Genomic DNA, 24,716 nt, shown 5'->3' with positions numbered 1-24,716 from the left:
TATCGCTTAGGGCAGCCCTCGCAAGCATCGGGTAGAAGTTCGGAAAGGAGGCGGCCCGGTGAATTTTCTCTTTAGTATCTTCAACGTATCTTATCAGCTCATGGACAGCTTTGCTTTCCTGATCATATCGGCGATAGGCTTGGCGATTATATTCGGTATGATGGGCATCGTCAATCTCGCTCATGGAGAGTTTATCATGCTCGGAGCGTATATTACGACATTGCTGGCGCACTCCCGTGTTCCATTGCCGTTGGCGGTTGTCGCGGCGACAGTTTTCGTAGCGATCTTCGGTTACATTGTTGACCGTTTAATTATTCGTTACCTGTATGGCCGTCCGTTGGATTCGGTAGTGGCGACCTGGGGGATCAGTCTTATTTTGGGCCAGGGCATGCTTATTCTTATGGGTCCTTCTTTACAGGGCATCTCGACTCCGCTCGGTTCCTTTACTTTAGGCGATGGATCCTATTCCTACTACAGGGTGGTTTTATTTGTTTGTGCTTTGGCTCTGCTGTTTTTCATGTACTGGTTGTTTATGCATACAGAGTTTGGACTAAGATCCAGAGCGACGATGCAAAATCGCGCGGTTGCGCAAAGTTTGGGAACCAATACTTCCAGGATGTATACCATTACCTTTATGCTGGGGTCGGCATTCGCCGGGCTGACAGGCGGCCTGTATGCTCCGACGATGTCGATTTCGCCGACGTTCGGGTCCAGCTTCATTATGCCGAGCTTTGTTACGGTGATTGTCGGCGGCGCGAATCCGCTGGTGGGCACTTTATTATCCGGAGGCGCCTTGTCGGCAGTGAACAGTGTGCTGTCCATGCTTTATGGCACGCTGATCGGCAAATTGGGTCTTTTGGTCGTAGCGATTCTTTTCATTCGAATATTCCCGCTTGGTTTTTCAGGACTGATCGAGAAAAAATTAATGCGGGGGAGGTAACGGGCAATGAAATTTCGGTTGAATGCGGAGAATGTCATAGCGGTCTTGCTTTTTGCCGCCTTTATCTTGATTCCGTTGTTTGCATCCGCATATAAAGTGTTGAATGTGGCTAACTTCATGATTTCGGTGTTTCTGTCATTAAGTCTGGCTTTGATTTGGGGCTATACCGGGATTTTCAGCTTCGGTCAAACGGTCTTTTTCGGTATCGGCGGTTATGTTTACGGCATTCTTTATTTAAATGTGGGCGAACCTTCCTTTACTCCCGTTGCTCTTGTCGCAGGCGTATTGGCGGCAGGCGTCGTGGCCTGGATTCTCGGTTATTTTATGTTCTACGGAGGAGTGAACGACGTTTTCGTCGGGCTGATTACGTTGTGCGTTACGCTCGTTCTGGAAACCTTCATGGCGCAGACGGCGGGCTCTGAATGGAAAATCGGCGACGTGCTGTTGGGAGGCTATAACGGAATCAACGGCATTCCTACCGTTTCCATCGGGTTCGGGGAAGCCTTGTTCACTTTCAACGGCAATAGCTTTTACTATTTAGTTCTCTTTTTGCTCATAGCCATATACCTTCTGCTTCGTTATCTGGTCGTTTCGAGGTGGGGATACGCGCTTCTCGCGATTCGGGAAAACAGAGAACGCAGTCATATGTTCGGGTATAATGTTCCCAAAATTCAGACGATGGTATTCACATTAAGCGGCATGATAGCTTCATTAGGCGGCATTTTATATGCGGCATGGGGCAACTATATGACACCCTCCACCATGGGTCTGGCTGCAGCGACGCTGCCCGTCGTCCTTGTGGCAGCCGGAGGACGGAAGAACTTAACGGCGGCCATGGTTTTCACCCTGATTTATTCCTGGTTTTCCCAATATCTTTCCTCAAGCGGAAATCAGTTTGCCTTAGTCATTCTCGGCGTTTCGCTCCTGCTTGTCGTCAGGTTCGTTCCGGAAGGAATTATTGTCGAGCTTTTCAAAGGACTGGACCGCCTATTTTTTAACCGGAAAAAGGACGTGAATCCTATGCAAGTGATGAAGGAGGGTATCCATGGGAAATCTACGATCTGAAATTTCGCCGGTTTTGGAGCCCCCCCGGAAGGAAACGCTGCTGGAGCTCCGGAACGTTGTCAAGCAGTTTGGCGGGTTAAAGGCGGTGGATGGCGTCAACATGTCGGTCAGGCGCGGTGAGCTGCGCTGCCTGATTGGTCCTAACGGTGCAGGCAAGAGTACCGTGTTTAAGTTGATTATGGGGATCTATCCTCCAACCCAGGGACATATACTGTTCAAAGGAAATGACATTACGAAATACGATACTTGGAAGAGGGCGCGTATGGGAATCAGCATTAAAATGCAGGTTCCCGGTGTATATGGAGAACTTTCATTGCGGGATAACATGCGGATCGCCACTCAAAATTTCGTTGAGCCGGGCGATGTCGAAGCTGAGATTGACCGTCTGCTTTCTTTCGTAGGCATTGAACAATTAGGCAACCCTCAGGTCAGCAATTTGTCTCATGGGCAGCAGCAATGGCTGGAAATCGCTATGGCGCTTGCTTCAAAACCGGACATCCTGCTGCTGGACGAACCGGCCGCCGGAATGGGGCCTGAGGAAACGGAATTTACCGCACAATTGGTGAAAAAGATGAATGAATCCGGCATCACGATTTTGTTTATTGACCACGATATGGAATTTGTCCGGCGGATAGCCGAGAATGTGACGGTGCTGCATTACGGAAAGCCTTTTGCGGAAGGGACGTTAAGCGAAATTGAAGCGAATGAGGAAGTCGTCAGAATCTATTTGGGCAAGGTTTAACATTGCGGCTAAAGACATCAGACGGCTCGGGCAGACTGTGAGCTTAAGGGGGAAACCGGATGATTAAGGTAGAGAAGCTGGTGTCGGGATACGGCAAGATCATGATCATTCGCGATGTGAATATTCACGTAAGGCAAGGGGAAATCGTGTCGATCATCGGACGTAACGGTGTAGGCAAGAGCACCTTTATCAAAACGCTGATTGGCCTGAATCATGCCAAAGAAGGAAAGATTTATTTCAAAGGACAGGACATTTCATCCAGCGCATCGCATGAAAGAGCTCGGATTGGCATCGGTTATGTTCCCCAGGGACACGGGATTTTTCCGAAATTGACGGTGGAAGAAAATTTGAAAATGGGTAGCCAAATTAATAAAAAGGAGGCCAATATCGACTTCGGCATATTATATGACTATTTTCCGAGATTAAGGGAGCGGCGAACCCAGAAGGCGGGCACGCTGAGCGGCGGCGAGCAGGCGATGCTCTCCATCAGCAGAGCTTTGGTCGGCAAACCGGAGCTGCTTTTATTGGATGAGCCTTCGGAAGGCATTCAGCCCAGTATTATTTTGCAAATCAGCGATATCATCAAACGGATTAATCGGGATTGGGGCTTGACCGTCCTGTTTGTGGAGCAGCATATCGGACTGATCCAACAGATGTCCGACCGCTGCTACGCGATGGATAAAGGGAGTATTGTAGGCGAACTCACGGCCGAAGTGATGGCCGATTACGATCAGATCAAACGCTATTTGGCCGTGTAGCCGAAAAACGTCGGTTATGAAATCAAATCTTATGGGATGAGGAGAGTCGAACCTAATGAAAGAAATCAGACAACCCGGAGCACATAGTTACGTATTCAGCCGTTATCTGGAGCCTATAGCCACAGTGAGTCCGGGGGAAACCGTAGCCATCTATACGAGGGACGCCTTTGAAGATCGGGTTACGAAGGATACCGATATTCCGTCAAAAATATTGGGCAACTATTTAAATCCCCAAACAGGGCCGATCTTTGTCGAAGGGGCGGAGCCCGGCGATACGCTGGCAGTACACATTATGGACATAGAGCCGACCAGGGATTGGGCGGTTAGCGCGCATCTGCCTAACTTCGGCGGGTTAACGGCCACGAACACCACACGCACCTTGAACGAACCGCTTCCGGAGAAGGTGTTTATTTATAAACTGGAGGATAACGAGTTAACTTACAACAAGCGATTGAAATTTCCCTGGCGTCCGTTTTTAGGTACGATCGGTACGGCTCCGGAGCTTGAAGCGATATCCGCATTGACCCCGGCAGACCATGGGGGAAATATGGACGTACCCGATACGAAGCCGGGCAACACCGTTTATTTGCCTGTACGGGTGCCGGGAGCGTACTTCTTTACAGGAGATTGTCATGCAGGTCAAGGCGACGGTGAATTATGCGGTGTGGCTTTGGAGATTACGGCGAAGGTCACGCTGAAATTTGAATTAATCAAAGGGAAAGCCATTAAATGGCCCAGAATTGAAAGTTCCACGGAGCTTATGGTCGTAGGGAGCGCGCGTCCGATGGAGGATGCGGCACGCATCGCTTACGCGGAATTAATTGACTGGATGGTAGAGCTCGGCTGGGATCAATGGGAGGCCTATCAGGCGCTAACCCAAATCGGCAAGCTCCATGTCGGCAACATGGTAGACACTTATTATTCTTTGGTAGCCAAAATTGACAAGAAATACGCTCTGGTTCAGGATTAATGAAAAGAGAATCCGTATAAAAAGCCCTGGCGATTCTCCAATCCGAAGAATCCCCTTTAAGCAGACAAGTGTGCAAGAAGAGCACAACCGTTTACTTGGAGGGGCTTCTTCTTTATTTTCCTAAGCAAAAAACTATTGCTATGTAAGCGCTTATCACATAACATTATAAAATACACAATGTATACAATGATTTCCAAATAAAAAAGGAGTGGCAGCATTGGCTTATTTATTCAAAGCAAAGGAAGCGGCAGGATATCAGGATATCATCACCGAAGACCACGATTTAAAATATGTTGCGTTCGGAAAAATATCCTTAACTGAAGGTGAAGACTATTCCAGCCAGACGGGCGGTTATGAAACGGCTTTAGTCCTTTTGACGGGTAAGGTGACGGTTGCTTGCGAGAATGAGAAGTGGACGGACCTGGGAGAAAGGAACAATGTATTTAAAGGGAAAGCAACTGCGGTGTACATCCCATGCCAATCCGGTTATCAAGTGACCGCGCAGTCGAATGATGTCCAAATCGCCGTATGCAAGGTTAAAGCGGAAAGCAAGTATGCGCCTTTCGTTGTCAGGCCGAACGAAGTCGTTGCCCACCCCCGGGGCAAGGAAACGTGGCGGCGGGAAGTCAATGATATTATCGGCGACAATGGCGAAGGCCGCGTCCACCGTATGATCCTGGGGGAGACCTATCTCCAGCCCGGGCATTGGTCAAGCTATCCCCCTCATAAATTTTCTTCAAATGAGCGGCATCTGGAAGCGTTTTTTTATTATCAATTCAATCCTGAGCAGGGGTATGGCATCCAAATGCATTACACGGAGGATCAAAGCATCGATCAAGCCTACGTAGTAAGACATGGAGACAGCTTCGCAGTGGATAGAGGATATCATCCGCTTAGCGCGGCGGGAGGGTATCCCATCTATTATTTGTGGGTGATGGCCGGAGACGATGGCAGGACGTTAGTGCCGTATTTTGATCCGGCTCATGAATGGCTGAAGTAAACGAATCATCAATGACCTGATGGCAATGCTCGATTGCAGTCGGGTCTTTTTTGACTTGCGGCGGTAAAGAAATCGATTGGGCTCGCAGCGGCAATCATATTCTCAAAAAAAACGGGATGAACGTTTGGTGTTTGGGAAATTCTGTTAAGGGATGGTCCGAGAAACTTGATATGTAAGTTATTTATTAGTAAATGTAAATTGGGGATGGGAAGTCCATGGCCGACTTTTCCGGAGATCATGTTCATCGTTTCGGGCAGCAGGCCATTGAAATAGACGCGAATCAAGGCAATTGATCCCTCCGTTGTGAATTTGAAGGATGCCTTTGCTTTTATATGATGGACAAGTACCATTAACGGAGGATGAACAAGCGTGGAGATTATCATTCTTATTATACTCGTAGCATTAAACGCCTTTTTCGCCGCGTCTGAAATCGCTTTGATCTCGCTGAACGATAACAAAGTGAAGCTGATGGCTGAGGAAGGGAACAAAAAAGCAAACCTGCTTTATCAGCTGCTGAAGGAGCCGCACGTTAGTATTCGGTGAATTGGTGCCCAAGCGGTTGGCCATGAAAAAAGCGGAAGCCATATCCATGATCGTGGTGCGGCCTTTGACCGCGCTGTCGGTGATCGCGTCTCCGTTTGTTAAGCTGCTGACAGCCTCCACCAATGTGATCGTTCGTGTATTCGGCGTGGATCCCCATGCCAATGACGAGCAGGTGACGGAAGAGGAAATCCGGATGATGGTGGATATCGGCAAGGAGCGGGGAACCATTCAGGAAACCGAGAAAATGATGATCGACAATATTTTTGAGTTTGACAATAAAGTCGTCTCCGATATTATGACTTACCGGACGAATATCGTGGCTATTCCGATCACGGCGACGCTCGAAGAAGTCGTGCAATTGATTCATATGGAGAAATATACGAGATTCCCGGTTTTTGAGAAGGGAATTGATAATATTGTAGGAATTCTACATGTAAAGGATATCATATTGTGTCTGGAAAGCCGTCATGAGCATGTTCTTGATATCAAGGATGTCATACGAGCACCGTATCTTGTTCCGGCGGCCAAGCGGATCGACGAACTGTTCAAGGACCTGCAGAAGAACAAGGTCCATATGGCGGTTGCCATTGATGAATATGGGGGAACAGCGGGTATTGTGACGATCGAGGATTTGCTTGAGGAAATCGTCGGAAATATTTTCGACGAGCATGATGAGGAAGAGAAGGAAGTCATCGCCATCGGTGAAAATACATTTATGGTACAAGGCTACACCAGTTTGGACGATGTGGAAAAATTGCTGGATATGGAACTGCCGACCGATGACTACGATACGTTAAGCGGGTTTTTGATAGGCCAATTGGCCCGAATACCCGAATTGGGCGAAAAACCGGTCCTGGAATGGAACGGCGTGGTCTTTAAGGCGGGGGAAACGGATGAAAAACGGATACTAAAGGTAATCATTGACAAGTCAATGTGATCTAAAAAGCACGGACCTTCGGGTCGGTGCTTTTTGCTTATTTATTAATTGGAAACGTGCAGGAAAAGTGTCGAAATAGTAAGAGATTTGTTATTGACACTTTGTTAATAAATTTGTTACATTTTTTGTTATTAATACTTATTCAAAGGGAGATGCGACATGAGACAGAGAAAAGGCATGGGTACAGTTCTTTCCGCTGTATTGAGCTTGGCCTTATTGGCTGGCTGCGGTGCGCAGCCTGCGGCAACCAACGGCGGATCCGGGGCGGAAGCCGGAAATGGCGAACAGGTGGCTAAAATCGGTTACATCGGATTCCTTTCCGGAAGCGGGGCGGCCTATGGCGAAGCCCAAAAACAAGGTTTAGAGCTTGCTTTAACCGAGTTAAATGAAGCGAACAAAGGAAAATTAAAAATCGAGCTCATCACCGAAGATTCGGGAGGAAAGAAAGAAAGCGCTATCAATGCGGCCAATAAATTGATTAACCAGGATAAAGTCGTCGGGATCATCGGTCCGACCTTGTCCGGCGAAATGTTTGCGATTGGACCGGTAGCCAGTGAAGCGGAAACTCCGATTCTCGGAATCTCCAATACTGCCGAGGGCATTAACGACATCGGCGAATATGTATTCCGCAATTCCCTGCCTGAGTCCGTAGCGATTCCTGCCGCTATGGATGTGGCTGTGAAGAAGCACGGGATCAAGACAGCGGCTTTCATTTATGCGAAGAACGACGATTTCTCCGTATCCGGGTTTAAAACCATGAAGGCTACGGCGGAAAAGATGGGACTAACCAACCTGGGTGAAGAAACGTTCTCGAATGGGGATGTAGACTTCGCCGCACAGCTGACCAAAATCAAAGCAGCCAATCCGGATGCATTGTTCGTTTCGGCATTATATAAGGAAGGTTCTCTTGTTGTGAAAAAAGCACGCGAAATCGGTCTGAATGTACCGATTATCGGCGGCAACGGCTTTAACAATCCGCAAGTGTTGGAAATTGCCGGCCACGCGGCGGAAGGTCTTATCGTAGCCACGCCGTTCAGCCCGGACAAAAAAGACGAAAATGTACAAAATTTCGTGAAAAAATATGAAGAGAAATACGGCAAGAAACCGGATCAATTCGCGGCTCAGGCGTATGACGGGATGTATATCATGGCCCAGTCCCTTTTGAAAACGAATAAAGGCGGTGACCGTAACGCATTGCGTGACGAATTGGCCCAGCTGAAGGACTTCAATGGCGTATCGGGCAAGCTCTCCTTTGATGAAAAACGTAATCCGATCGGTGTGCCTGTCGTCGTTACGGTGAAAGCCGGCAAGTTTGTAACGTTCGAATAATCCACTCCATCTTTAGGCCCCCTTTGTTTAAGTTAATGAAGGTTTGAATAGTTAGGGAAACAAACAAGTTACCCGGGTGCTGCCCGGGTTGCTTGTTTCGTAAGCCCATTTTGAAAAAAGGAGGAGACAGCGTGATTTGGCAGCAGCTCTTCAACGGATTGACCGTAGGAAGTACCTATTCATTGATCGCTATCGGCTATACGCTTATTTTCGGTGTGCTGCGCATTATCAATATGGCACATGGTCAGATCTTTATTTTCGGTTCGCTTGTGGGATTGAGTCTTACGGTTAATACCGGATTGCCGTTTATGGTCGCATTTCCCGTTGCGGTCATCGTATCGGGAATCTTGGGGCTTGTGCTTGAATTCACCGCGCTGCGGCCGCTAAGAAAAAAGAACGTACCGCATCTGGCGCCTCTAATCAGCACGATTGGTTTCGCCATCCTGATCGAAGAATTGACTCATGTATTCTTTGGAGCGGATTCCCGGTCGGTGCCGAGTGTCGGAGCGGCCGTTTTCCATATAGGACCCGTGCAGATGCGCGCGGCAGATCTGATCATCATCGGCATCTCACTGTGTTTAATGGTCATTCTGAATTATTGGATTCAAAAGACCAAAATGGGTAAGGCGCTCAGAGCAACTGCGGAAAATACGGAAACCGCAGGGATTTTGGGCATCAATACGAACGCCGTCATTATTATGACCGTGGTGATTGCTTCGGCTCTGGGCGGCATCGCTGGCATGCTGATCGGTATTGCTTATTCGGCATTAATCCCGTCGATGGGTCTGACACTGGGCTTCAAAGGCTTGGCTGCCCTTATCCTTGGCGGAGTCGGCAGCATTCCCGGGGCCATGGTGTGCGGCGTGCTGATCGGCATGTCGGAAGTATTGGCCGTTGCTTATGGTGATTCCTCTTACAGGGATGCCGTAGCCTTCGGTATGATTATTGTCATCCTCCTCATCCGGCCGCAAGGTCTGTTTGGGAAAAAGGCGTAAAGGGGGATCATGAGAAGAAAATGGACTTTTTAAATCCTTATACGCTGCAGGTTTTCACCTTTTTGTTCCTGAATTTGATTTTGGCTATCAGTATTTATATTACGTTGTCTACGGGACAGCTTTCGCTTGGACATGCAGGGTTTATGAGTATTGGAGCGTATACCGCATCCATTGCTACCAAATCGGCGGATTTGCCGTTAATTGTGGCGTTAATTCTCGCAGTGATCATTACCGGGATTGTGGCTTTAATTATCGGTTATCCCACATTAAGACTTCATGGACTGTATCTGGCTATTGCTACCCTTGGTTTCGGCGAGGTTGTCCGGGTCATTATGCTGAACCTGGAAATCACCAACGGTGCGCTGGGTCTGACCGGATTGCAATCGATCGGAACGCGGTTATACGAGCTGGAGAAGTTAATTGGACTGGATGCATCCGTTTTGGGGATTTCCGTATCTCAAATGAAAGCCTTATCGACCTTAATTGCGATGATGCTTTTATTTATCGTTATTTTATTATGCCAAATTCGTCTGGACCGTTCCCGGGTCGGCCGGGCGTTCAGCGCCATCCGTGCGGATGAAACAGCGGCCCGCGCCATGGGCATCAATATTACGTATTACAAGATGCTGGCTTATTTGATCGGTTCCATGCTCGCGGGGCTGGGCGGCGGCCTCTATGCCCACATTACGACGAGCATCACGCCGGACGATTTCAATTATCACCGGGCTGTGGAAATATTATCGTTTGCCGTTGTCGGCGGTTCGGAAGTCATTATCGGTCCGCTCTTCGGGGCGGCGTTGTTAACAGGATTGCCGGAGTATTTGCGCGTTCTGGCCGAATACAAAATGATCTTCTACGGCACCTTGCTGATCCTCGTTATGGCGTTCCGTCCGCATGGCTTGATCACGGCCAGCACATTTGCCAAATGGAAACAACGCAAAAGCAAAACTTCCGGCAAAGGGGGGCTGTAGCATGCTGCTCGAATTGAAGCAAATTGGTAAAACATTCGGCGGGATTAAGGCGCTGTCGGATGTGAATTTCAGTCTGGACAGAGGCCAGATCCTTGGTTTGATCGGACCGAACGGGGCTGGAAAAACGACGATTTTCAACATGATCACGGGCATTTTTCCGCCGACGATAGGAAGCATCGTCTTTGACGGAACGAATCTGCTGCAGCTGCCTCCGCACAAAATTACGGAGCTTGGCATCGCCCGTACCTTTCAAAACATCCGTTTGTTCGGCCATATGAGCGCTTTGGAAAACATTAAGGTCGGGATGCATACGGTAACCAAATCCGGTTACTGGGCTTCTCTGCTGCATCTGCCCGGCCAAAAGAAAGAAGAAGCCCATGTACAGGAGCGTTCGATGAAACTGCTTGAATTCGTCGGCCTGAAGGACGTCGCAGACATCCGATCCGATACGCTGGCGTATGGACAGCAGCGCAGACTCGAAATCGCCCGGGCGCTGGCGACGAATCCGAAGCTGCTTTTGCTTGATGAACCGGCGGCGGGAATGATCGAAAGCGAGACGCATGAGCTCATGAACCTGATCCGTAAAATCCGGGACAACGGTACGACGGTCCTGCTCGTCGAGCATGATATGCCGCTGGTCATGACCCTGTGCGATAGAGTGGTGTGCATCAATTTCGGCGTGAAAATTGCCGAAGGCTCACCTGAGGAAATCCAAAACCATCCTGATGTCATCGAGGCTTACCTCGGGAAGGAGGATGAGTAATGCTTGCGATCCAAAATCTCGAAACGTACTATGGCAATATTCGCGCATTAAAGGGCATTTCGCTTGAAGTGCCCGAAGGGAAAATCGTTTCTCTGATCGGCGCTAACGGGGCCGGGAAGACGACGCTGATGAAGACGGTAGCTGGTGTGCTTACGCCGCGGAGCGGTTCCATCACCCTTAACGGTAAGCAGGTGCAGGGAATGAAGCCTCACCAATTGGTCAAGGAAGGGCTGGCTTTGGTTCCGGAAGGCCGTCAGGTGCTGGCTCCGATGACCGTACTCGAGAACCTGGAGCTTGGCGCTTACCAGCGCAACGATCGCCAAGGTATTCAACAGGATATCGAGAAGATGTTCGCCTGGTTTCCGATTCTGAAAGAGCGGGTGGACCAGCTTGCCGGAACGATGTCCGGCGGACAGCAGCAAATGCTTGCCATCGCGCGTGCGCTGATGTCCCGTCCGAAGCTGCTGCTGCTCGATGAGCCTTCTATGGGATTGGCTCCGATCATTGTTTCCGATATCTTTAAGGTCATCCGGCAGATCAATCAAGAAGGAACGACGGTGCTGATCGTGGAGCAGAACGTTCGGCAGGTGCTCAAGATAGCCGATTACGGTTATGTTCTCGAATCCGGACAAATCGTTCTGAGCGGCGAAGCGCAGGATTTACTTCACAATGATAGGGTGAAAGACGCGTATCTGGGTGGAAAGAAGCATGCTTGAGAGATGACCGATCCACCCGATGGTTAACAAGGGCAGTCCGAATGATATTTTCATTCGGGCTGTCTTTTTTCTATGCATACAGATTCGAGTAGATAGAGCCGCCCGGACCCCGGCGATCTTAAAAATGAAAGACGTAGTCTATTGCCGTTTCAATATATTTTTCTATCACATATTTTGATATAAAGTCCGGGGAGCTTACGCACCTTCCGGGTTTGACCACGATCTGTTCGTCCATCAAAGGGTGGCAACAACAAAATCAAAAAAACGGAGGGATGTTGATGAGCGCTATATTTACGGACCGTTATCCTGATGGATGGCTTTCCAAGTATTTTGTCATTCCATTGCCTCCTATCAGGAGAACAACAGCTTTAATCATTTCCGGACGCAGACACCCATGGCCTGAACAACTCACGATCTCCGTTTATATCAATGGTGAACTGATGGATCAGGCAGAGATCCAAGAAGGCCATTTCACCATGCAAACGAAAATGAAACCCGTAATGCAGGGAAAGCTGCTGATTATCTCCAGCTCTGTTTTTGTACCGAAGGATAAAGGGATTAGCGAAGATACAAGGAAACTCTCCTTTTTGCTTGATGATATCGTCATTCCCGAACTGCCTGATGCGATGGAACCGTATCATGATCTGCTCGATTTCAAGCCAAGAAACATTTTTAACTGCACAGACGAACCCCTATGGGACCGGTTATCCTTCATTCTTGCCGATACGTATAAAATTCCCGATAAAGAAATGCTGCATCCATTTAAGAACAGTTTGTGGTGGGACAAGAGGTCTGACAGCCTATCCTCTATAAGCGGTATGGTGTATGACAAATTTACGGGACGGTTTTTAACGGAGGGGACGGTTCAGATATTCAACAAAGACCAAATCCTGGTCAGGAAAATAGGGATTAATAAGAAGGGGTACTATCAGTGTAAGGGGCTGCCGGCCGGAGCATACCAAGTGGTAGGCCAATCCAGTCGATATGGTGATCAGATCATTAGGGTTCATATGGATGGCTTTTCTAAGGTAATCCATATTCCCATGCTGCCGCATTCATAACAAACAGGCTCTTGACAGCTGGGGTACCGATAAGGAGGTTTCATTTATGAAAATCTTGCTTGTCACCTACTGGTTTGTTCCTCATATAGGTGGAGTCAATACGTACTTAAACGTGCTGAAACAAGGCTTGGAAAAACTCGGACATCAGGTGGACATACTGGCCCATCATCCGGATATGAATAAAATTTATCGATTGAGTGATCAGCTCACGATAGAAAAAAATCCCATTTTGTTTCCTGTGCACGACATCATGATGGACTATTTTGACCAGGAGCTTCCGGAATTGGAGCCTTGGGCCCGCTTTCGGGAGATTGAGCGATATGTGTTTGAAATGGCATCGGCCTTGATCGGCCTGGATCAATATGATTTGATTCATACGCATGACGTCATTTCCACCAGAGCGATTTCCCGGGTTAAACCTGTACAAGCTGCCCATGTCGCCACCATTCACGGGCTGCTGAATGAAGAGTTTTTTTTGACCAAGGAAATCGCGGATACCGGGTCTTCGAGCTGGCAATACAGCTTTATTGAGGAACATATGGGAGCATCCTCCGCAGATATCACGATATTTTCCAGCGAATGGCTCCGGAGAGAATATACGAACCGGTTTTTTGTTTCAAGCAATCATCTTGCCGTCATTCCTTATGGGCTGGATACCGCTTCCATTGTCGCCCAAGCGAACGGGAATCCGCGTGAAAACCGGATGAACGGTAAAATGGTAATCATTTGCCCGGCGAGATTAGTTTCTTATAAGGGACAGTCATATTTAATCGAAGCGCTTGGCAAGCTTTTGCACGAAAGGGATGATTTCATCTGTCAATTTGCCGGTGACGGTCCTGCAATGGAAGAGCTGGTTCCTATGGCGGATCAATTCCGTTTAACAAAACACGTGCAATTTTTAGGCAACCAGCAGGATATGATTCACTTGTATAAACAGGCGGATATCTTTGTCCTGCCAACCCTGATCGAGAACCATTCATTGGCCGTGATGGAGGCTCAGATTGTAGGTCTTCCCGTGATCACAACGCGTGTGGGAGGAAATGCGGAATTAATTATTCCGGACCATACGGGGCTGCTGGTTGAACCGCGCAATCCGGAAGAGCTGTATGAAGCGATAGTAAAACTGATGAACGATCCGTCTCTGCGGGTTCGATTGGCAGAAATGGGTAAACAATGGGCACGCAAATATTGGCATCCGCAAATCATGATTGATCGGACGGCAGAGGCATACGAGACGGCCCGGCAAATGAACAAAAGTCGTTATGGAAAGAATAAGAAACGGAGGGAAATCCATTGACCAGACCAGATGGGAGGCTTCTTCCTCCGGCAGGCTATTATCGGACCGTAGAGGAATGGTTCTCGGCGTGTCAATCGAATGGCAACCCGACGGAAGGAAACAAGCTGGATTTGTTTTCTGAACATGACAGTCAATTTAGTACACCTAAAGGGCTGGATGAAGCGTTCACTCCCCGGGAATATCACCAGCGTCTTCATCACAGCGCATTTGTGGCCGTTATCCCCGGCGGCAGGCTATGGGGACCGAGAGGCGCGGTCATCACGCCGGACAATAAACTGCTGTGGGATGTCTCCCTGGAATTTTGGGGATCTTCTCCCGAGCAGCACTCCGTTTTTCAACAAGCCGGCTTACCGCCTGTTGAACACTGCTCCGAAACGTTAGGCGTTCTCACTTATACGGCGAGCGATTCCTATTTTCACTGGATGCTGGACGTACTGCCCCGTATAGCATTGCTGAGAAAAACCGGTATAGCCATAGATAAATTTGTCTTCAATACCAACTACAATCCTCCCCCTTCCTTCCACACGGAAACTTTAGACATGCTCGGCATTCCCCCCGGCGCAAGACTAACGATCGGAACGGTTAATGTCCATCTGCAGGCCAAGCTTCTAGTGTCGTCGTTGGTCGGGTATCATTCCAATTATCCCCGATGGGCCGTCGATTTTCTTCGAGATGCGTTCTCGAAGTATTCCGGGGCGGGCGATGCCAACGAATACAAGAGGCTTTATATCAGCCGGGAGGACGCGAACTACCGAAAAATCACGAATGAAGACCAAGTGATGGACCTGCTCGGCAAATACCGTTTTCAAAAGGTCGTCCTCAGCAAATTGTCAGTAGAGCAGCAGATCCGAATCTTCTCATCCGCAGAAATCATTATTGCCCCGCATGGCGCGAACCTGACCAATCTTGTATTCTGTAAACGGGGGACAAAAGTCATTGAGATCTTTTCGCCATATTACATCAATACGATCTATTGGATCATGAGCAACCATGCCGGACTTGATTATTATTATTTCATCGGGAATAAAATGCAGCCGTCGAAAAGCTTGTTTGAATATAACAAGGTTAGAGAAGTAAGCCGAGCGGCACAGGGAATTGAAGTGGATATCGATCGGCTGAGGAGCATGATGAAACGCACAGGGATGGATATATGATAAACCCCAACGTATAGGTTACCCCGAACGCATAGGTTCGGGGTTTGGTTTTGGCAAAGGGAGACGCGAACTTGTTCGAACCGTATACGATGCCGTAGCGGTTGCAGACCGCATAGCTTATTTCAGCTTCTTTTCAGCTTTGTGTGCTATGCTCGGAAAAAAAGGGAAAGTGAGATGGGGGAAGGGAGCGAGATGAAAGAGAGATCGAATCAATGGCTTATGGCCGTGTCGGCCGTATCTTTTCTGGTCTGGATGGGAGGATTGGCGTGGACACTGCAGCATTATTTCAGCGATGCAGCGCCCGCTCCTATAGCGAGGGCTCCTGCAGCCCAGGACGAGCCGTATACACCCGTGGTGGAGGACGGGAGCTTCCGGGTGCTTGCGCTTGGCGATTCTTTGACCAGAGGGACGGGAGACCCGGAAGGAAAAGGCTATGTCGGCTATATGCTGGATCGCCTCAAGGAGAAGTCGGAGCAAGAGATTGTGGTTGAGAATTACGGGGTAAACGGACAAACCTCCCTCCAATTGGCTTCGCTCCTTCGGGAAAGAGAACTGCAGGCTCAAGTGAAAGCCGCTGACGTCATTGTCATCAGTATAGGCGGGAATGACTTGTTCCGGGGCGGGGAAACACTGGGGCACCTGGATCCGGTGAAGATTCAGGAAATCGAGTCTGCCTATTTGCGCGAACTGGATGGAATTCTGAAGCAGCTTCGCGAGGAAAACGCCGCCGCACGCATTTTTCTGATCGGGTTGTACAATCCGTTCATTGAACTGCAGGAAACGGAAATCACAAGCAGGATCGTAAGAGACTGGAACTATAAAGCCGCCGAGGTCGCGTCCCGGTATCCGCAAACCGTCCTGGTTCCGACCTTCGACTTGTTTCAATTGAAGGTGCAGGATTATTTGGCGAGGGACTTGTTCCACCCTAATGCAGACGGGTACCGCTTAATCGGGGAAAGGGTAGCTTCGTTAATTACTTGGTAGGAGGTGGGCGCATGAGCGATATTACATTGTCGGTGCAGGGCCTGAGAAAGGTCATTGGGAAGCGGGAAATCATTCAAGGCCTCGACTTGGAGTTAAAGCGCGGCGAGGTGTTTGGTTTTTTGGGGCCGAACGGCGCCGGGAAAACGACAACCATTCGAATGCTGGTAGGGCTGATTAAGCCTACGGCGGGGTTCATTCGCATATGCGGCTATGATATCGATAAGCAGTTCCCCGAGGCGATGAAGAATCTGGGCTGTATTGTTGAAAATCCGGAGCTGTACTCCTACTTGAGCGGATGGAGTAATCTGCAGTATTTTGCCCGAATGATGGATGGGATTGACGAAACAAGGATTTCGGAAGTGGTTCAGTTGGTCGGGCTCGGCGCAAGAATCCACGATAAGGTGAAGACTTATTCGCTGGGTATGCGCCAAAGGCTTGGCATCGCTCAGGCTTTGCTGGGGAGACCGAAAGTACTGATTTTGGATGAACCGACCAATGGGCTCGACCCCTCCGGCATTCGGGAGATGAGGGAGTTCATACGCTATCTGGCGGAAAAAGAAGGCTTAAGCGTGCTGGTGTCCAGTCATTTGTTAAGTGAAATTCAAATGATGTGCGACCGCGTTGCGATTATTTCTAAAGGACGGGTCGTTCAAGTAGGCACGGTACACAGCCTTCTGGCTCGGCAGGAACGGGTCATCTGGCGGCTAGCTCCTATATCGAAGGGGATCCGGGTTTTGCAGGGGCTGGCCGGTTCGATACAGATGGAGGGGGATGCTGTGATTACCCCCTATATCGAACAGGAAGTCGGCAGGTGGAATCAAGCGCTGGTGGAAGCGGGAGTAACCGTGACGGAGATGAGCCGCAAGCTTCCCTCTCTTGAGGATCTATTCATAGAACTGACGGGAGGGCAAAGCATTGATTAACCTGATTTACAATGAAATGGTGAAGCTGACCGGAAAAAGAAGACTTCTGGTCGTTACGCTGATTATCGGGATTCTGATCTCCCTGTTTACATATGCACAGTATCGGCAGGCGGAAGAAAACCGCAAACGATTCGGCGATATCGATTGGCGTACGGCTTTGGAACAGCGCATCGCCAATTGGGAGAACCGGTTAACCAACCCCCGGACGACGGAGGAATCGCGCCAAAGTTTGGAGATTCGTATCGCGCAGCAGCGGTATTATTTGGATCATGACATTAATCCGTCCGAGCCGGGAGCTCCGACGTTCGCAAGGGGCTTTGTGGAGAACAGCATCAACCTCCTTCTGCCCTTAATGGTGATGGTGGTTGCTGCGGATCTGGTATCCTCGGAGCATAGCTCCGGAACGATGAAGGTGCTGTTGACGCGACCTGTAAGAAGATGGCGAATTTTGCTCAGCAAATATTTGGCGCTGCTTTTATCGGTGTCGTTCATTATTACGCTGTTCGGCTTGCTGTCGACCGTCATATCCGGGCTGGTGTTCGGCTTTCAGGGCTGGACAGCGCCGGTTCTTACCGGATTCTCAGTCAGCGGGGGGCAGCTGGATTCCTCGGGTGTGCGAATGGTACCCCAGTGGCAGTTTATCCTGATGGCGCTCGGTCTGGCGTGGTTTGTCTCGGTGGTGGTCGCTACGATTACGTTTATGCTCTCTGTCCTGGTTCGGAGCACCGCCGCCGTCATGGGGATCATGCTGGCTTGTCTTATTGCCGGGACGATTCTGAATGCGATGGTCGCTTCCTGGGAATCGGCCAAATATCTGTTTATGGTCAATCTGCAGCTTATCGATTACCTGGAAGATGCGGCTCCGCCGATCGCCGGCATGTCGCTGGGCTCCTCGCTGCTGGTGCTTTCGGTCTGGGGCGCCGCGGCGCTGGTGATTTCTTTTGCAGCGTTTACCGGACGGGATGTCTATTGAACCAAAGGATTCGCAGAGCTTTTTCGCTGCTGTCGATGAAGATCATATCATGTTATAATCCGGTTCATCAGGGAATAATACCATCCGATAAAAATCGAAGGAGGGGGAGAATATGGCTGCACTCAACCAGGATCAAATTCAACAGATCAAAGCGGTTAATGATCAACGTAAAGTCCGGCTTTCAGACGGAACTTTCGTACCTAGACTGGGTCAGGGAACCTGGCATATCGGGGATGACCCGGCGAAGAGAAAAGAGGAGATCCGAACCTTGAGACTCGGCGTGGAGCTCGGAATGTCTCTGATCGACACGGCCGAAATGTACGGCGAGGGAAGATCGGAGTCTCTGGTCGGGGAAGCGCTGGAAGGGATAAGAGATGAAGTTTTTCTGGTATCCAAGGTGTACCCGCATAACTCGGGACTGAACCGTATAGCCCGAAGCTGTGAGGACAGCCTGAGGAGGTTGAAGACGGACAGGCTTGACCTTTATCTGCTGCATTGGAGAGGGAGCGTTCCTTTAAGCGAAATGATCGAAGGCATGGAGCGCTTGGTTAAAGCGGGGAAAATTTTGCGATGGGGCGTTTCGAATCTGGATACGGACGATATGAAAGAGCTGGTCCGTCTGGATAAAGGAACGCATTGTGTGACCAATCAGGTGCTTTATCATTTGGGGTCCCGCGGTATAGAGTATGACCTGCTTCCCTGGCAAAGAGAACGCCGCATGCCGATTATGGCCTACTGTCCTATAGCGCAGGCAGGCTCTTTAAGAAGAGGGCTGGTAGAAAACCCGGTCGTCAGGGAGATTGCCGAACGGCATGGGATTACACCTTTTCAGCTTCTTTTGGCATGGTGCATAAGAAGCGGTGACGTCATCGCCATACCTAAGGCATCGACAGAAGAACATGTTACAGCCAATGCCGCGGCAGGACGCATCGAATTAACGGAAGAAGATATAAAGAAACTGGACGAAGCATTTCCCGGCCCTTCCAGAAAAGTTCCTCTCGATATCGTATGATCGTGTTGAAGAAGGTGCGTGACATGGAACATTTTACAATGGATTCAATCTTTGAGGCGATAGGGGAGCTGTTCTCGGACGAAACCTCTATTGTCGTTTCAAACACTGAGGAATATGTGTATTACCGGCCAAGCAAAAGGATCAATCTTAAAATCAAGCCCGGCGACCCGATTAAAGAGGGGACCATTACGCATAAAGCGTTAACCGCCCGGCAAAAAATCTCCGAGTTTATTGACCGGGATATATTTGGCGTACCTTATTACGGCATGGCGGTGCCTATCATTCAAGAAGGCGTTTTAACGGGGTGTGTTTCTGCGATATTCCCGACCTTGACGACCGGAAAATCGGTAGTGACCGTAAAATATCACGACGGATGGGTTCCGATCCCTTTTCCGGAAGTAATGTATTTGGAGGCCAGCGACCGCAAAACCTATGTGGTGACCGAGAAGCTGTCCGGTACGCATAAATATACGCTGAACGAATTTGATTTCTTTTTGCCGAAGGATTACTTTGTGCGCTGCCATCGCTCCTATATCGTAAATGTAAACCACATCAAGGAAATTTATCCTGATACTCATTCGACGCTTGTGCTCATCATGAAAAACCAAACCAAAATCACGGTCAGTCAATCGTACACCAGTTATTTCAGGAAATTGCTCGCGTTCTGAAAAAAATCTCTGTTTCATCAGCCGATCTTTGTGCTCTATCCCGATTTTAATCCATTTCATCCGAAAAATCCTCTCCCTTGACGGCCATCGTTTAAAATAAATGCAAAGACTAGTCGATTGGGGGAGAGCCTTTTGGAAAGCGTTTATCATCGAATCAGAAACCAACACCTGCAATACAAAGTTGTTTCTGCGGAAGAAGCTGCTTCCTGGATTAAAGACGGTATGACACTGGGGCTGAGCGGCTTTACACGTGCAGGAGATGCGAAAGCGGTTCCCATGGCGTTAGCGGAACGCGCCAAAACCGAAAGATTGAAAGTGAATGTGTACACCGGCGCATCGCTGGGATCGGATATTGATAAATTATTCGCTGAAGTCGGCTTGCTGCATAAACGTCTTCCTTTCCAAGCGGACCCTACGATGCGAAAAAAGATTAATCAGGGAGAATTTTACTTTATAGATCAGCATTTATCGAAAACGTCTGAAATGGTTCGCGGCCAAGTACTGGAGCCGATTGATTTCGCTATTGTGGAAGCGATTGCAATCACGGAGGACGGGATGATTATTCCGTCGACTTCCGTAGGCAATTCGATGGTCTTCGCACAGCATGCGAAGTCCATTATCGTTGAAATCAACATGGCGCAGCCGCAGGCGCTGGAAGGGCTCCATGATTTATATGAGCCGGGCAGGCAAGGGGAACGTTTGCCTATCCCTATCACGAAGCCGGATGACCGGATCGGGTCCGTGGGAATACCGGTGGACATGGGTAAAATCCGGGGGATCGTCTTCACGAACCAGTCCGATTCTCCATCCACCATCTCTGTGCCGGACAAGGAGACGGATACGATCGCTCAGCACCTGATTTCCTTTCTGCGTAAGGAAGTTGAGGCGGGTCGCTTAACGAAGCGGCTTGCCCCTTTACAGTCCGGGATCGGATCGGTCTCCAATGCGGTCCTTCATGGTTTTCTGAAATCAGAATTTACGGATCTGGAAGTTTACTCCGAAGTATTACAGGATGCCGTCTTCGATTTAATGGATGCGGGTAAAGTCAGCTTTGCTTCCTGTTGCTCGATAACGCTGTCCGCCCCCGCCATGGAACGTGTGTTCCCTAACTTGGATAAATACCGCGATCGGCTCATTTTAAGGCCGCAGGAGCTCTCCAATCACCCTGAAGTGATTCGCCGTATGGGAATCATCGCGATCAACACGGCGTTAGAGTTCGATATTTACGGCAACGTGAACTCGACACATGTGATGGGAACGAACATGATGAATGGTATTGGAGGCTCGGGAGATTTTGCCCGAAACGCCCGTCTGGCGATTTTTGTAACGAAATCCACCGCCAAAGACGGAAATATATCGAGTATCGTGCCGTTTGTTTCTCATGTGGATCATACGGAGCACGATGTGGATGTGGTGGTCACCGAGCAAGGCTATGCCGATTTGCGCGGATTGGCGCCGAGAGAGCGTGCGGAGCTTATTATTGAACGGTGTGCGCATCCGATGTACCGCGAGCAGCTGAAGGAATATTATAATGAAGCCCTGACAAGGGGAGGGCAAACCCCTCATGTCCTGGAAAAGGCATTTTCCTGGCATACGAATTTCGCGCAGACCGGGACTATGCTCCACAAAATGCTGCAAACAGGGTAAGAAAAGAAAGTGCCTTCACAGGCGTATGACGAGCTGGCCGCTTGGCCGGCTTTTTTTGTGTGGGGGTTAAAGGAAATATACATCATCTATCGAAATTTGTATATGTTACGGAGAGGAGGGATTCAGATATGGGCAATTCCAAGTACGAAAAGCATTACTCGGAGACGGGACTGTGGTCAAAGCTGGGCAGGTATGCCAAGGATGCGGGAATGAAAGTGGTGTACTGCGGCTTGCTGCTTTTTTATGCGCTGGAGAGTCCCAACATCCCTTTAAAGACCAAGGTGCAAATCTATGGAGCGTTGGGCTATTTCATACTCCCTTTGGATATTGTGCCCGATCTGCTCCCTGTACTTGGGTACGTAGATGATTTAGGGGCGCTGATGTTGGCTGTTGGAACCGTCGCTATGAATATTGATGAAGCTGTGAAGCTGAAGGCGAAAAATAAATTAAAGGATTTCTTTGGCGAAGATGCCGATCAACATCCGGATATCATCGATGTGGATGCGCAGATCGTCGAGGATGGGGATTCGTCTCCCGCCAAGCCATGACGGACTCCGCATAAAGATCCGCTAGTCGTCAAAAGACTCCGGTATATAGGGCAAGGTGTCCATATAGCGGAGTCTTGAGCATGGAATAGCGGATGTTAAGTAACACTTTTGGCAATGACAAATTCATCGGCGAGCATTGTCCATATTTCGGGATCCTCCATCCCTAAACGCCAAAGGGCAATCCCGCGGATACCCAAACGGTGGGCCAGCTGCAGCTTGGCGCGAATGCTTGCAGCATTCTCAAACCATACCTCATGCTGATTTCCGGCTTCGTCTGTATATGCAAACATGGGCGTCTGCGTTTTCTGATCGAAAACGACCGTTTTATTATATTTTTTGGCACGTTCCATCGCCATGTCGTAAGTCACATACGTGTTCCGGTTGGTCGTTAAATTGAAATCAAAACCGAATACGGAAACGGCCGCCGTAATTTTTCTGCCCGGCATTTTGGTTAACGCATATTTGACGACGTTCTCCATCCATCCGATGGAAACCACCGGTCCGGGGCCGCTGCCGGGCCAACCGTGCTCGTTGTACAGCATGACGACAAATTCGTCGACGGCCGCCCCGATGACCGCATAATTGAAGGGAGCGGAAAAAGGATTTGTAGGAGCGTCCGAGGTTCGTGACGGGGTGGCGACGGAATAATAATACCCCCTGCTTTTTAATTCCCGTCCTAATTCTCTGTAGAAAGAGTTAAGCAGCTCGCGGTCTTCATAGTGGACATCTTCGAAATCGATATTTACACCGTCAAAGTTATAGTTTTGCAGGAGCGCGATGATATTTTGAATAAACGCTTTGCGGGTGTCGGGATTGGTCAGCATCCGCCGGATCACTTCTTTATTGACCTCCTGTTTTCCCCGTTCATACAGCAGATTATGGATGGTAGCGAGCATTTTAATATTGTGGCGGTGGCCTAGCCCCACGACCTCCCGCATATAAGCATCCTCAAATAAAGGAAACTTCTCGATTTGCTCCGGGTTTTCCCTGTCTATACGGAAATGGAACATGCCGATATTGGACAGCCTGTCTGTATTTTCCGAGAAGACCTTGTAAGAGCTGGGTAATGTCGGACCTTCTTCCTCCGTATAATAACCGAATATTTCCTGGATCGGCCGTTCTCCGTCGTGAGGGACCAGATTGACGATATCGCGGAAAATCCAGCCCGTCCGTCCATTGTACAGGCGAACCTGAACCCAATCCCCGGCGATGCCGGTCAGCGGAAGGCGGGCACCGCGATCCATTCGGGCGATGACCGGAAAAGCCGTCCCCGCGCTGCCGCGTACATTGGCGGTATCCGCATCGACGACGGCCTCCGTGTAGATGGGAATACGCAGCCGCTGACCCGGCCGGAGCGCGGCCGATGTCAGCCTGTTAAGCATCATGATCGCTTCTATCGTCGTATTAAATCTCAGTGCAATCGAGTAAAGCGAATCGCCGGGCTGCACGACATATTCAAACGGCACGGATACCGGAATGGTTAACGTTTGTCCGACGTACAAACCGGGTGCAGTCAGGTGGTTTGCTTTCATGAGCGCCTCTATAGCGACTCCAAACCGTCCGGCAATCAGATAAAGGGTATCGCCTCGTTGAACAACATAATTCAGCATGAGTTTCCTTCCTTTACCATTTGATCGTGTTATCGCACTATACTATGCCAAAAGCCCTCTAAGGAAAGCTTCTTTTTGGAGATGAGCGATATGGTTTTGGCGGAGAGCTTATTCAACCGATATTTTGGCTTCCCTGTACAAGGGGAGAGGGAATCTGAGGACGAGCATCCCCTCTGCCAATTTGGCGGATACCGTATTCCATTGTACCGGGTAAGGAAGGCGGATGCTGCGCTCGAAGGTACCCGTATATCGCTCCGACAGGATGGAATCCTCGATGGGTATTCTGTTATTTTTCATTCCTTTGATAATTAGCGAATCGCCAATCATCGTTAGATCCAATTCTTCCTTACGGATTCCGGGCAGCTCCACAAGAATGAAGGTTTCGTCGCTCGTACTGAAGATGTCCACCGGCGGGCTCCAGCTCTCGGGGGTTGTGGACAGGGGGTCGTCTTGATCATTGGAATCCATGATGGTCCCCCAAAAGTCACCGGTGGCGCATTGATTCGCCAATTCCATCCATTCTTTTACTTTCTTCATATTCATTCCGCTCACTCCCGAAGGAAGGACTTAAAACTGATTGGTCACCGGAGCCGAAGGGTTAGCGATTTGATCCTGATCGCTGATATCCGGATCTATAACAGCGTTAAACATGTTCGAGACCGTCAGGGAGATATCGCCCAGAGCAAAGTTGGCTCCGATCATTTTGGTGTTTGCAGTATGGCTGTTATGCACAGTTGCACCAATATCAATATTGCCGTTCTGCGTTACACCGTTTGTTTTCATATTAGCGATATTTATGAGAAAAGGCATGCACAAGTCCTCCTAGATTTGTTTGGCATTCACCTTATCTACGTTCCCGACTTCATTCTGATCATTGACGTCGGGATCCACGTAAATATTTTTCATGGTTGCAGTGGGCGGTGCATGATCGCCGTATGAGGAATTTTCGCCTGTTGTTTTGGAATTGGCGGTATGGCTGTTGTGAAACGACTCTCCAATGTTGACGGAACCATTGTTGGAGATGCTGTTGATTTTCATGGAGAAAATATTAATAACCGTAGACAATGCCCCCCTCCCCTGCCCGACCGTATTCTTTAACATTATATGCGG

At 49.3% G+C, this 24,716-nt stretch carries 27 protein-coding genes and 1 pseudogene; 23 read left to right on the top strand and 5 right to left on the bottom strand.

Annotated features, from left to right (window positions below):
* Window positions 1-58: 58 nt before the first annotated feature.
* From NR121_RS11815 to iolB, 6 genes are all read left to right on the top strand, one after another.
* Window positions 59-940 (top strand): ABC transporter permease subunit, encoded by an 882-nt coding sequence (locus tag NR121_RS11815; protein WP_235594176.1) that lies wholly within the window; start codon window positions 59-61, stop codon window positions 938-940.
* A gap of 6 nt (window positions 941-946) precedes the next feature.
* On the top strand, window positions 947-2,005 hold the full coding sequence (locus tag NR121_RS11810) for an ABC transporter permease subunit (protein WP_256831226.1): 1,059 nt from the start codon (window positions 947-949) through the stop codon (window positions 2,003-2,005).
* A complete protein-coding gene (locus NR121_RS11805) occupies window positions 1,986-2,747 on the top strand; it encodes an ABC transporter ATP-binding protein (RefSeq protein WP_054818349.1) in 762 nt (253 codons plus the stop codon). The genes NR121_RS11810 and NR121_RS11805 overlap by 20 nt, the downstream gene beginning before the upstream one ends.
* A gap of 59 nt (window positions 2,748-2,806) precedes the next feature.
* Complete coding sequence (locus NR121_RS11800) at window positions 2,807-3,505, top strand: ABC transporter ATP-binding protein (RefSeq protein ID WP_054818348.1); 699 nt, start codon at window positions 2,807-2,809, stop codon at window positions 3,503-3,505.
* 55 nt (window positions 3,506-3,560) lie between these two features.
* The gene (locus NR121_RS11795; protein WP_054818347.1) at window positions 3,561-4,475 is read left to right on the top strand and encodes an acetamidase/formamidase family protein; all 915 of its coding nucleotides are present in this window, start codon (window positions 3,561-3,563) and stop codon (window positions 4,473-4,475) included.
* A gap of 217 nt (window positions 4,476-4,692) precedes the next feature.
* The gene (gene iolB / locus NR121_RS11790) at window positions 4,693-5,475 is read left to right on the top strand and encodes a 5-deoxy-glucuronate isomerase (protein ID WP_256831225.1); all 783 of its coding nucleotides are present in this window, start codon (window positions 4,693-4,695) and stop codon (window positions 5,473-5,475) included.
* A gap of 8 nt (window positions 5,476-5,483) precedes the next feature.
* Here the strand turns inward: iolB and NR121_RS11785 are convergent, their stop codons facing one another.
* The gene (locus tag NR121_RS11785; protein ID WP_145862552.1) at window positions 5,484-5,759 is read right to left on the bottom strand and encodes a hypothetical protein; all 276 of its coding nucleotides are present in this window, start codon (window positions 5,757-5,759) and stop codon (window positions 5,484-5,486) included.
* Window positions 5,760-5,844: 85 nt separating this feature from the next.
* Here NR121_RS11785 and NR121_RS25180 point away from each other — a divergent pair.
* The 17 genes and pseudogenes from NR121_RS25180 to NR121_RS11705 all read left to right on the top strand — a co-directional run.
* Window positions 5,845-6,199 (top strand): annotated as a pseudogene (locus NR121_RS25180) (CNNM domain-containing protein); the annotation flags it as partial.
* A 12-nt stretch (window positions 6,200-6,211) separates the two neighbouring features.
* A complete protein-coding gene (locus NR121_RS11780) occupies window positions 6,212-6,955 on the top strand; it encodes a hemolysin family protein (RefSeq protein WP_306274483.1) in 744 nt (247 codons plus the stop codon).
* Between the two features lie 159 nt (window positions 6,956-7,114).
* Window positions 7,115-8,284: an ABC transporter substrate-binding protein gene (locus NR121_RS11775; RefSeq protein WP_062410013.1), complete on the top strand. Its 1,170-nt coding sequence runs from the start codon at window positions 7,115-7,117 to the stop codon at window positions 8,282-8,284.
* Window positions 8,285-8,415: 131 nt separating this feature from the next.
* Window positions 8,416-9,279: a branched-chain amino acid ABC transporter permease gene (locus NR121_RS11770; protein WP_074727688.1), complete on the top strand. Its 864-nt coding sequence runs from the start codon at window positions 8,416-8,418 to the stop codon at window positions 9,277-9,279.
* Window positions 9,280-9,299: 20 nt separating this feature from the next.
* Window positions 9,300-10,250 carry a branched-chain amino acid ABC transporter permease gene (locus NR121_RS11765; protein WP_062410011.1) on the top strand — a complete coding sequence of 317 codons (951 nt, stop codon included), beginning with the start codon at window positions 9,300-9,302 and terminating at the stop codon, window positions 10,248-10,250.
* A gap of 1 nt (window position 10,251) precedes the next feature.
* Window positions 10,252-11,013 (top strand): ABC transporter ATP-binding protein, encoded by a 762-nt coding sequence (locus tag NR121_RS11760; RefSeq protein WP_054818346.1) that lies wholly within the window; start codon window positions 10,252-10,254, stop codon window positions 11,011-11,013.
* Window positions 11,013-11,729 carry an ABC transporter ATP-binding protein gene (locus NR121_RS11755; protein WP_054818345.1) on the top strand — a complete coding sequence of 239 codons (717 nt, stop codon included), beginning with the start codon at window positions 11,013-11,015 and terminating at the stop codon, window positions 11,727-11,729. Before NR121_RS11760 ends, NR121_RS11755 begins: the two co-directional genes overlap by 1 nt.
* Before the next feature lie 278 nt (window positions 11,730-12,007).
* Entirely contained in the window at window positions 12,008-12,790 is a 783-nt protein-coding gene (locus NR121_RS11750; protein WP_054818344.1) for a carboxypeptidase-like regulatory domain-containing protein, read from the top strand.
* 46 nt (window positions 12,791-12,836) lie between these two features.
* Window positions 12,837-14,087, top strand: a complete 1,251-nt coding sequence (locus NR121_RS11745; protein ID WP_256831224.1) for a glycosyltransferase family 4 protein — start codon at window positions 12,837-12,839, stop codon at window positions 14,085-14,087.
* Window positions 14,084-15,241 (top strand): glycosyltransferase family 61 protein, encoded by a 1,158-nt coding sequence (locus tag NR121_RS11740; RefSeq protein ID WP_054818340.1) that lies wholly within the window; start codon window positions 14,084-14,086, stop codon window positions 15,239-15,241. Before NR121_RS11745 ends, NR121_RS11740 begins: the two co-directional genes overlap by 4 nt.
* 192 nt (window positions 15,242-15,433) lie before the next feature.
* On the top strand, window positions 15,434-16,225 hold the full coding sequence (locus NR121_RS11735; protein WP_054818366.1) for a GDSL-type esterase/lipase family protein: 792 nt from the start codon (window positions 15,434-15,436) through the stop codon (window positions 16,223-16,225).
* Between the two features lie 11 nt (window positions 16,226-16,236).
* The gene (locus NR121_RS11730; RefSeq protein WP_062410007.1) at window positions 16,237-17,148 is read left to right on the top strand and encodes an ABC transporter ATP-binding protein; all 912 of its coding nucleotides are present in this window, start codon (window positions 16,237-16,239) and stop codon (window positions 17,146-17,148) included.
* Window positions 17,141-18,121 carry an ABC transporter permease gene (locus NR121_RS11725; RefSeq protein WP_062410006.1) on the top strand — a complete coding sequence of 327 codons (981 nt, stop codon included), beginning with the start codon at window positions 17,141-17,143 and terminating at the stop codon, window positions 18,119-18,121. The genes NR121_RS11730 and NR121_RS11725 overlap by 8 nt, the downstream gene beginning before the upstream one ends.
* A 112-nt stretch (window positions 18,122-18,233) precedes the next feature.
* Window positions 18,234-19,133, top strand: a complete 900-nt coding sequence (locus tag NR121_RS11720) for an aldo/keto reductase (RefSeq protein WP_054818339.1) — start codon at window positions 18,234-18,236, stop codon at window positions 19,131-19,133.
* A gap of 23 nt (window positions 19,134-19,156) precedes the next feature.
* Window positions 19,157-19,801: a LytTR family DNA-binding domain-containing protein gene (locus tag NR121_RS11715; RefSeq protein ID WP_054818338.1), complete on the top strand. Its 645-nt coding sequence runs from the start codon at window positions 19,157-19,159 to the stop codon at window positions 19,799-19,801.
* Between the two features lie 132 nt (window positions 19,802-19,933).
* On the top strand, window positions 19,934-21,448 hold the full coding sequence (gene scpC / locus NR121_RS11710) for a succinyl-CoA:acetate CoA-transferase ScpC (protein WP_062410005.1): 1,515 nt from the start codon (window positions 19,934-19,936) through the stop codon (window positions 21,446-21,448).
* A 128-nt stretch (window positions 21,449-21,576) separates the two neighbouring features.
* A complete protein-coding gene (locus NR121_RS11705) occupies window positions 21,577-21,996 on the top strand; it encodes a YkvA family protein (protein WP_054818337.1) in 420 nt (139 codons plus the stop codon).
* A gap of 95 nt (window positions 21,997-22,091) precedes the next feature.
* Here the strand turns inward: NR121_RS11705 and NR121_RS11700 are convergent, their stop codons facing one another.
* The 4 genes from NR121_RS11700 to NR121_RS11685 form a co-directional block, all read right to left on the bottom strand.
* Window positions 22,092-23,606 (bottom strand): LysM peptidoglycan-binding domain-containing protein, encoded by a 1,515-nt coding sequence (locus NR121_RS11700; protein ID WP_137670952.1) that lies wholly within the window; start codon window positions 23,604-23,606, stop codon window positions 22,092-22,094.
* Between the two features lie 108 nt (window positions 23,607-23,714).
* Complete coding sequence (locus NR121_RS11695; protein ID WP_054818336.1) at window positions 23,715-24,149, bottom strand: Hsp20/alpha crystallin family protein; 435 nt, start codon at window positions 24,147-24,149, stop codon at window positions 23,715-23,717.
* Window positions 24,150-24,173: 24 nt separating this feature from the next.
* On the bottom strand, window positions 24,174-24,416 hold the full coding sequence (locus NR121_RS11690; RefSeq protein WP_054818335.1) for a spore germination protein: 243 nt from the start codon (window positions 24,414-24,416) through the stop codon (window positions 24,174-24,176).
* Window positions 24,417-24,428: 12 nt separating this feature from the next.
* Entirely contained in the window at window positions 24,429-24,707 is a 279-nt protein-coding gene (locus NR121_RS11685; protein WP_054818334.1) for a spore germination protein, read from the bottom strand.
* Window positions 24,708-24,716 lie beyond the last annotated feature (9 nt).

This window comes from Paenibacillus sp. Pae15, from assembly GCF_024519685.1.
GTDB lineage: Bacteria > Bacillota > Bacilli > Paenibacillales > NBRC-103111 > Paenibacillus_G > Paenibacillus_G naphthalenovorans.
This window is presented reverse-complemented; position numbering and strand designations above follow the sequence as displayed.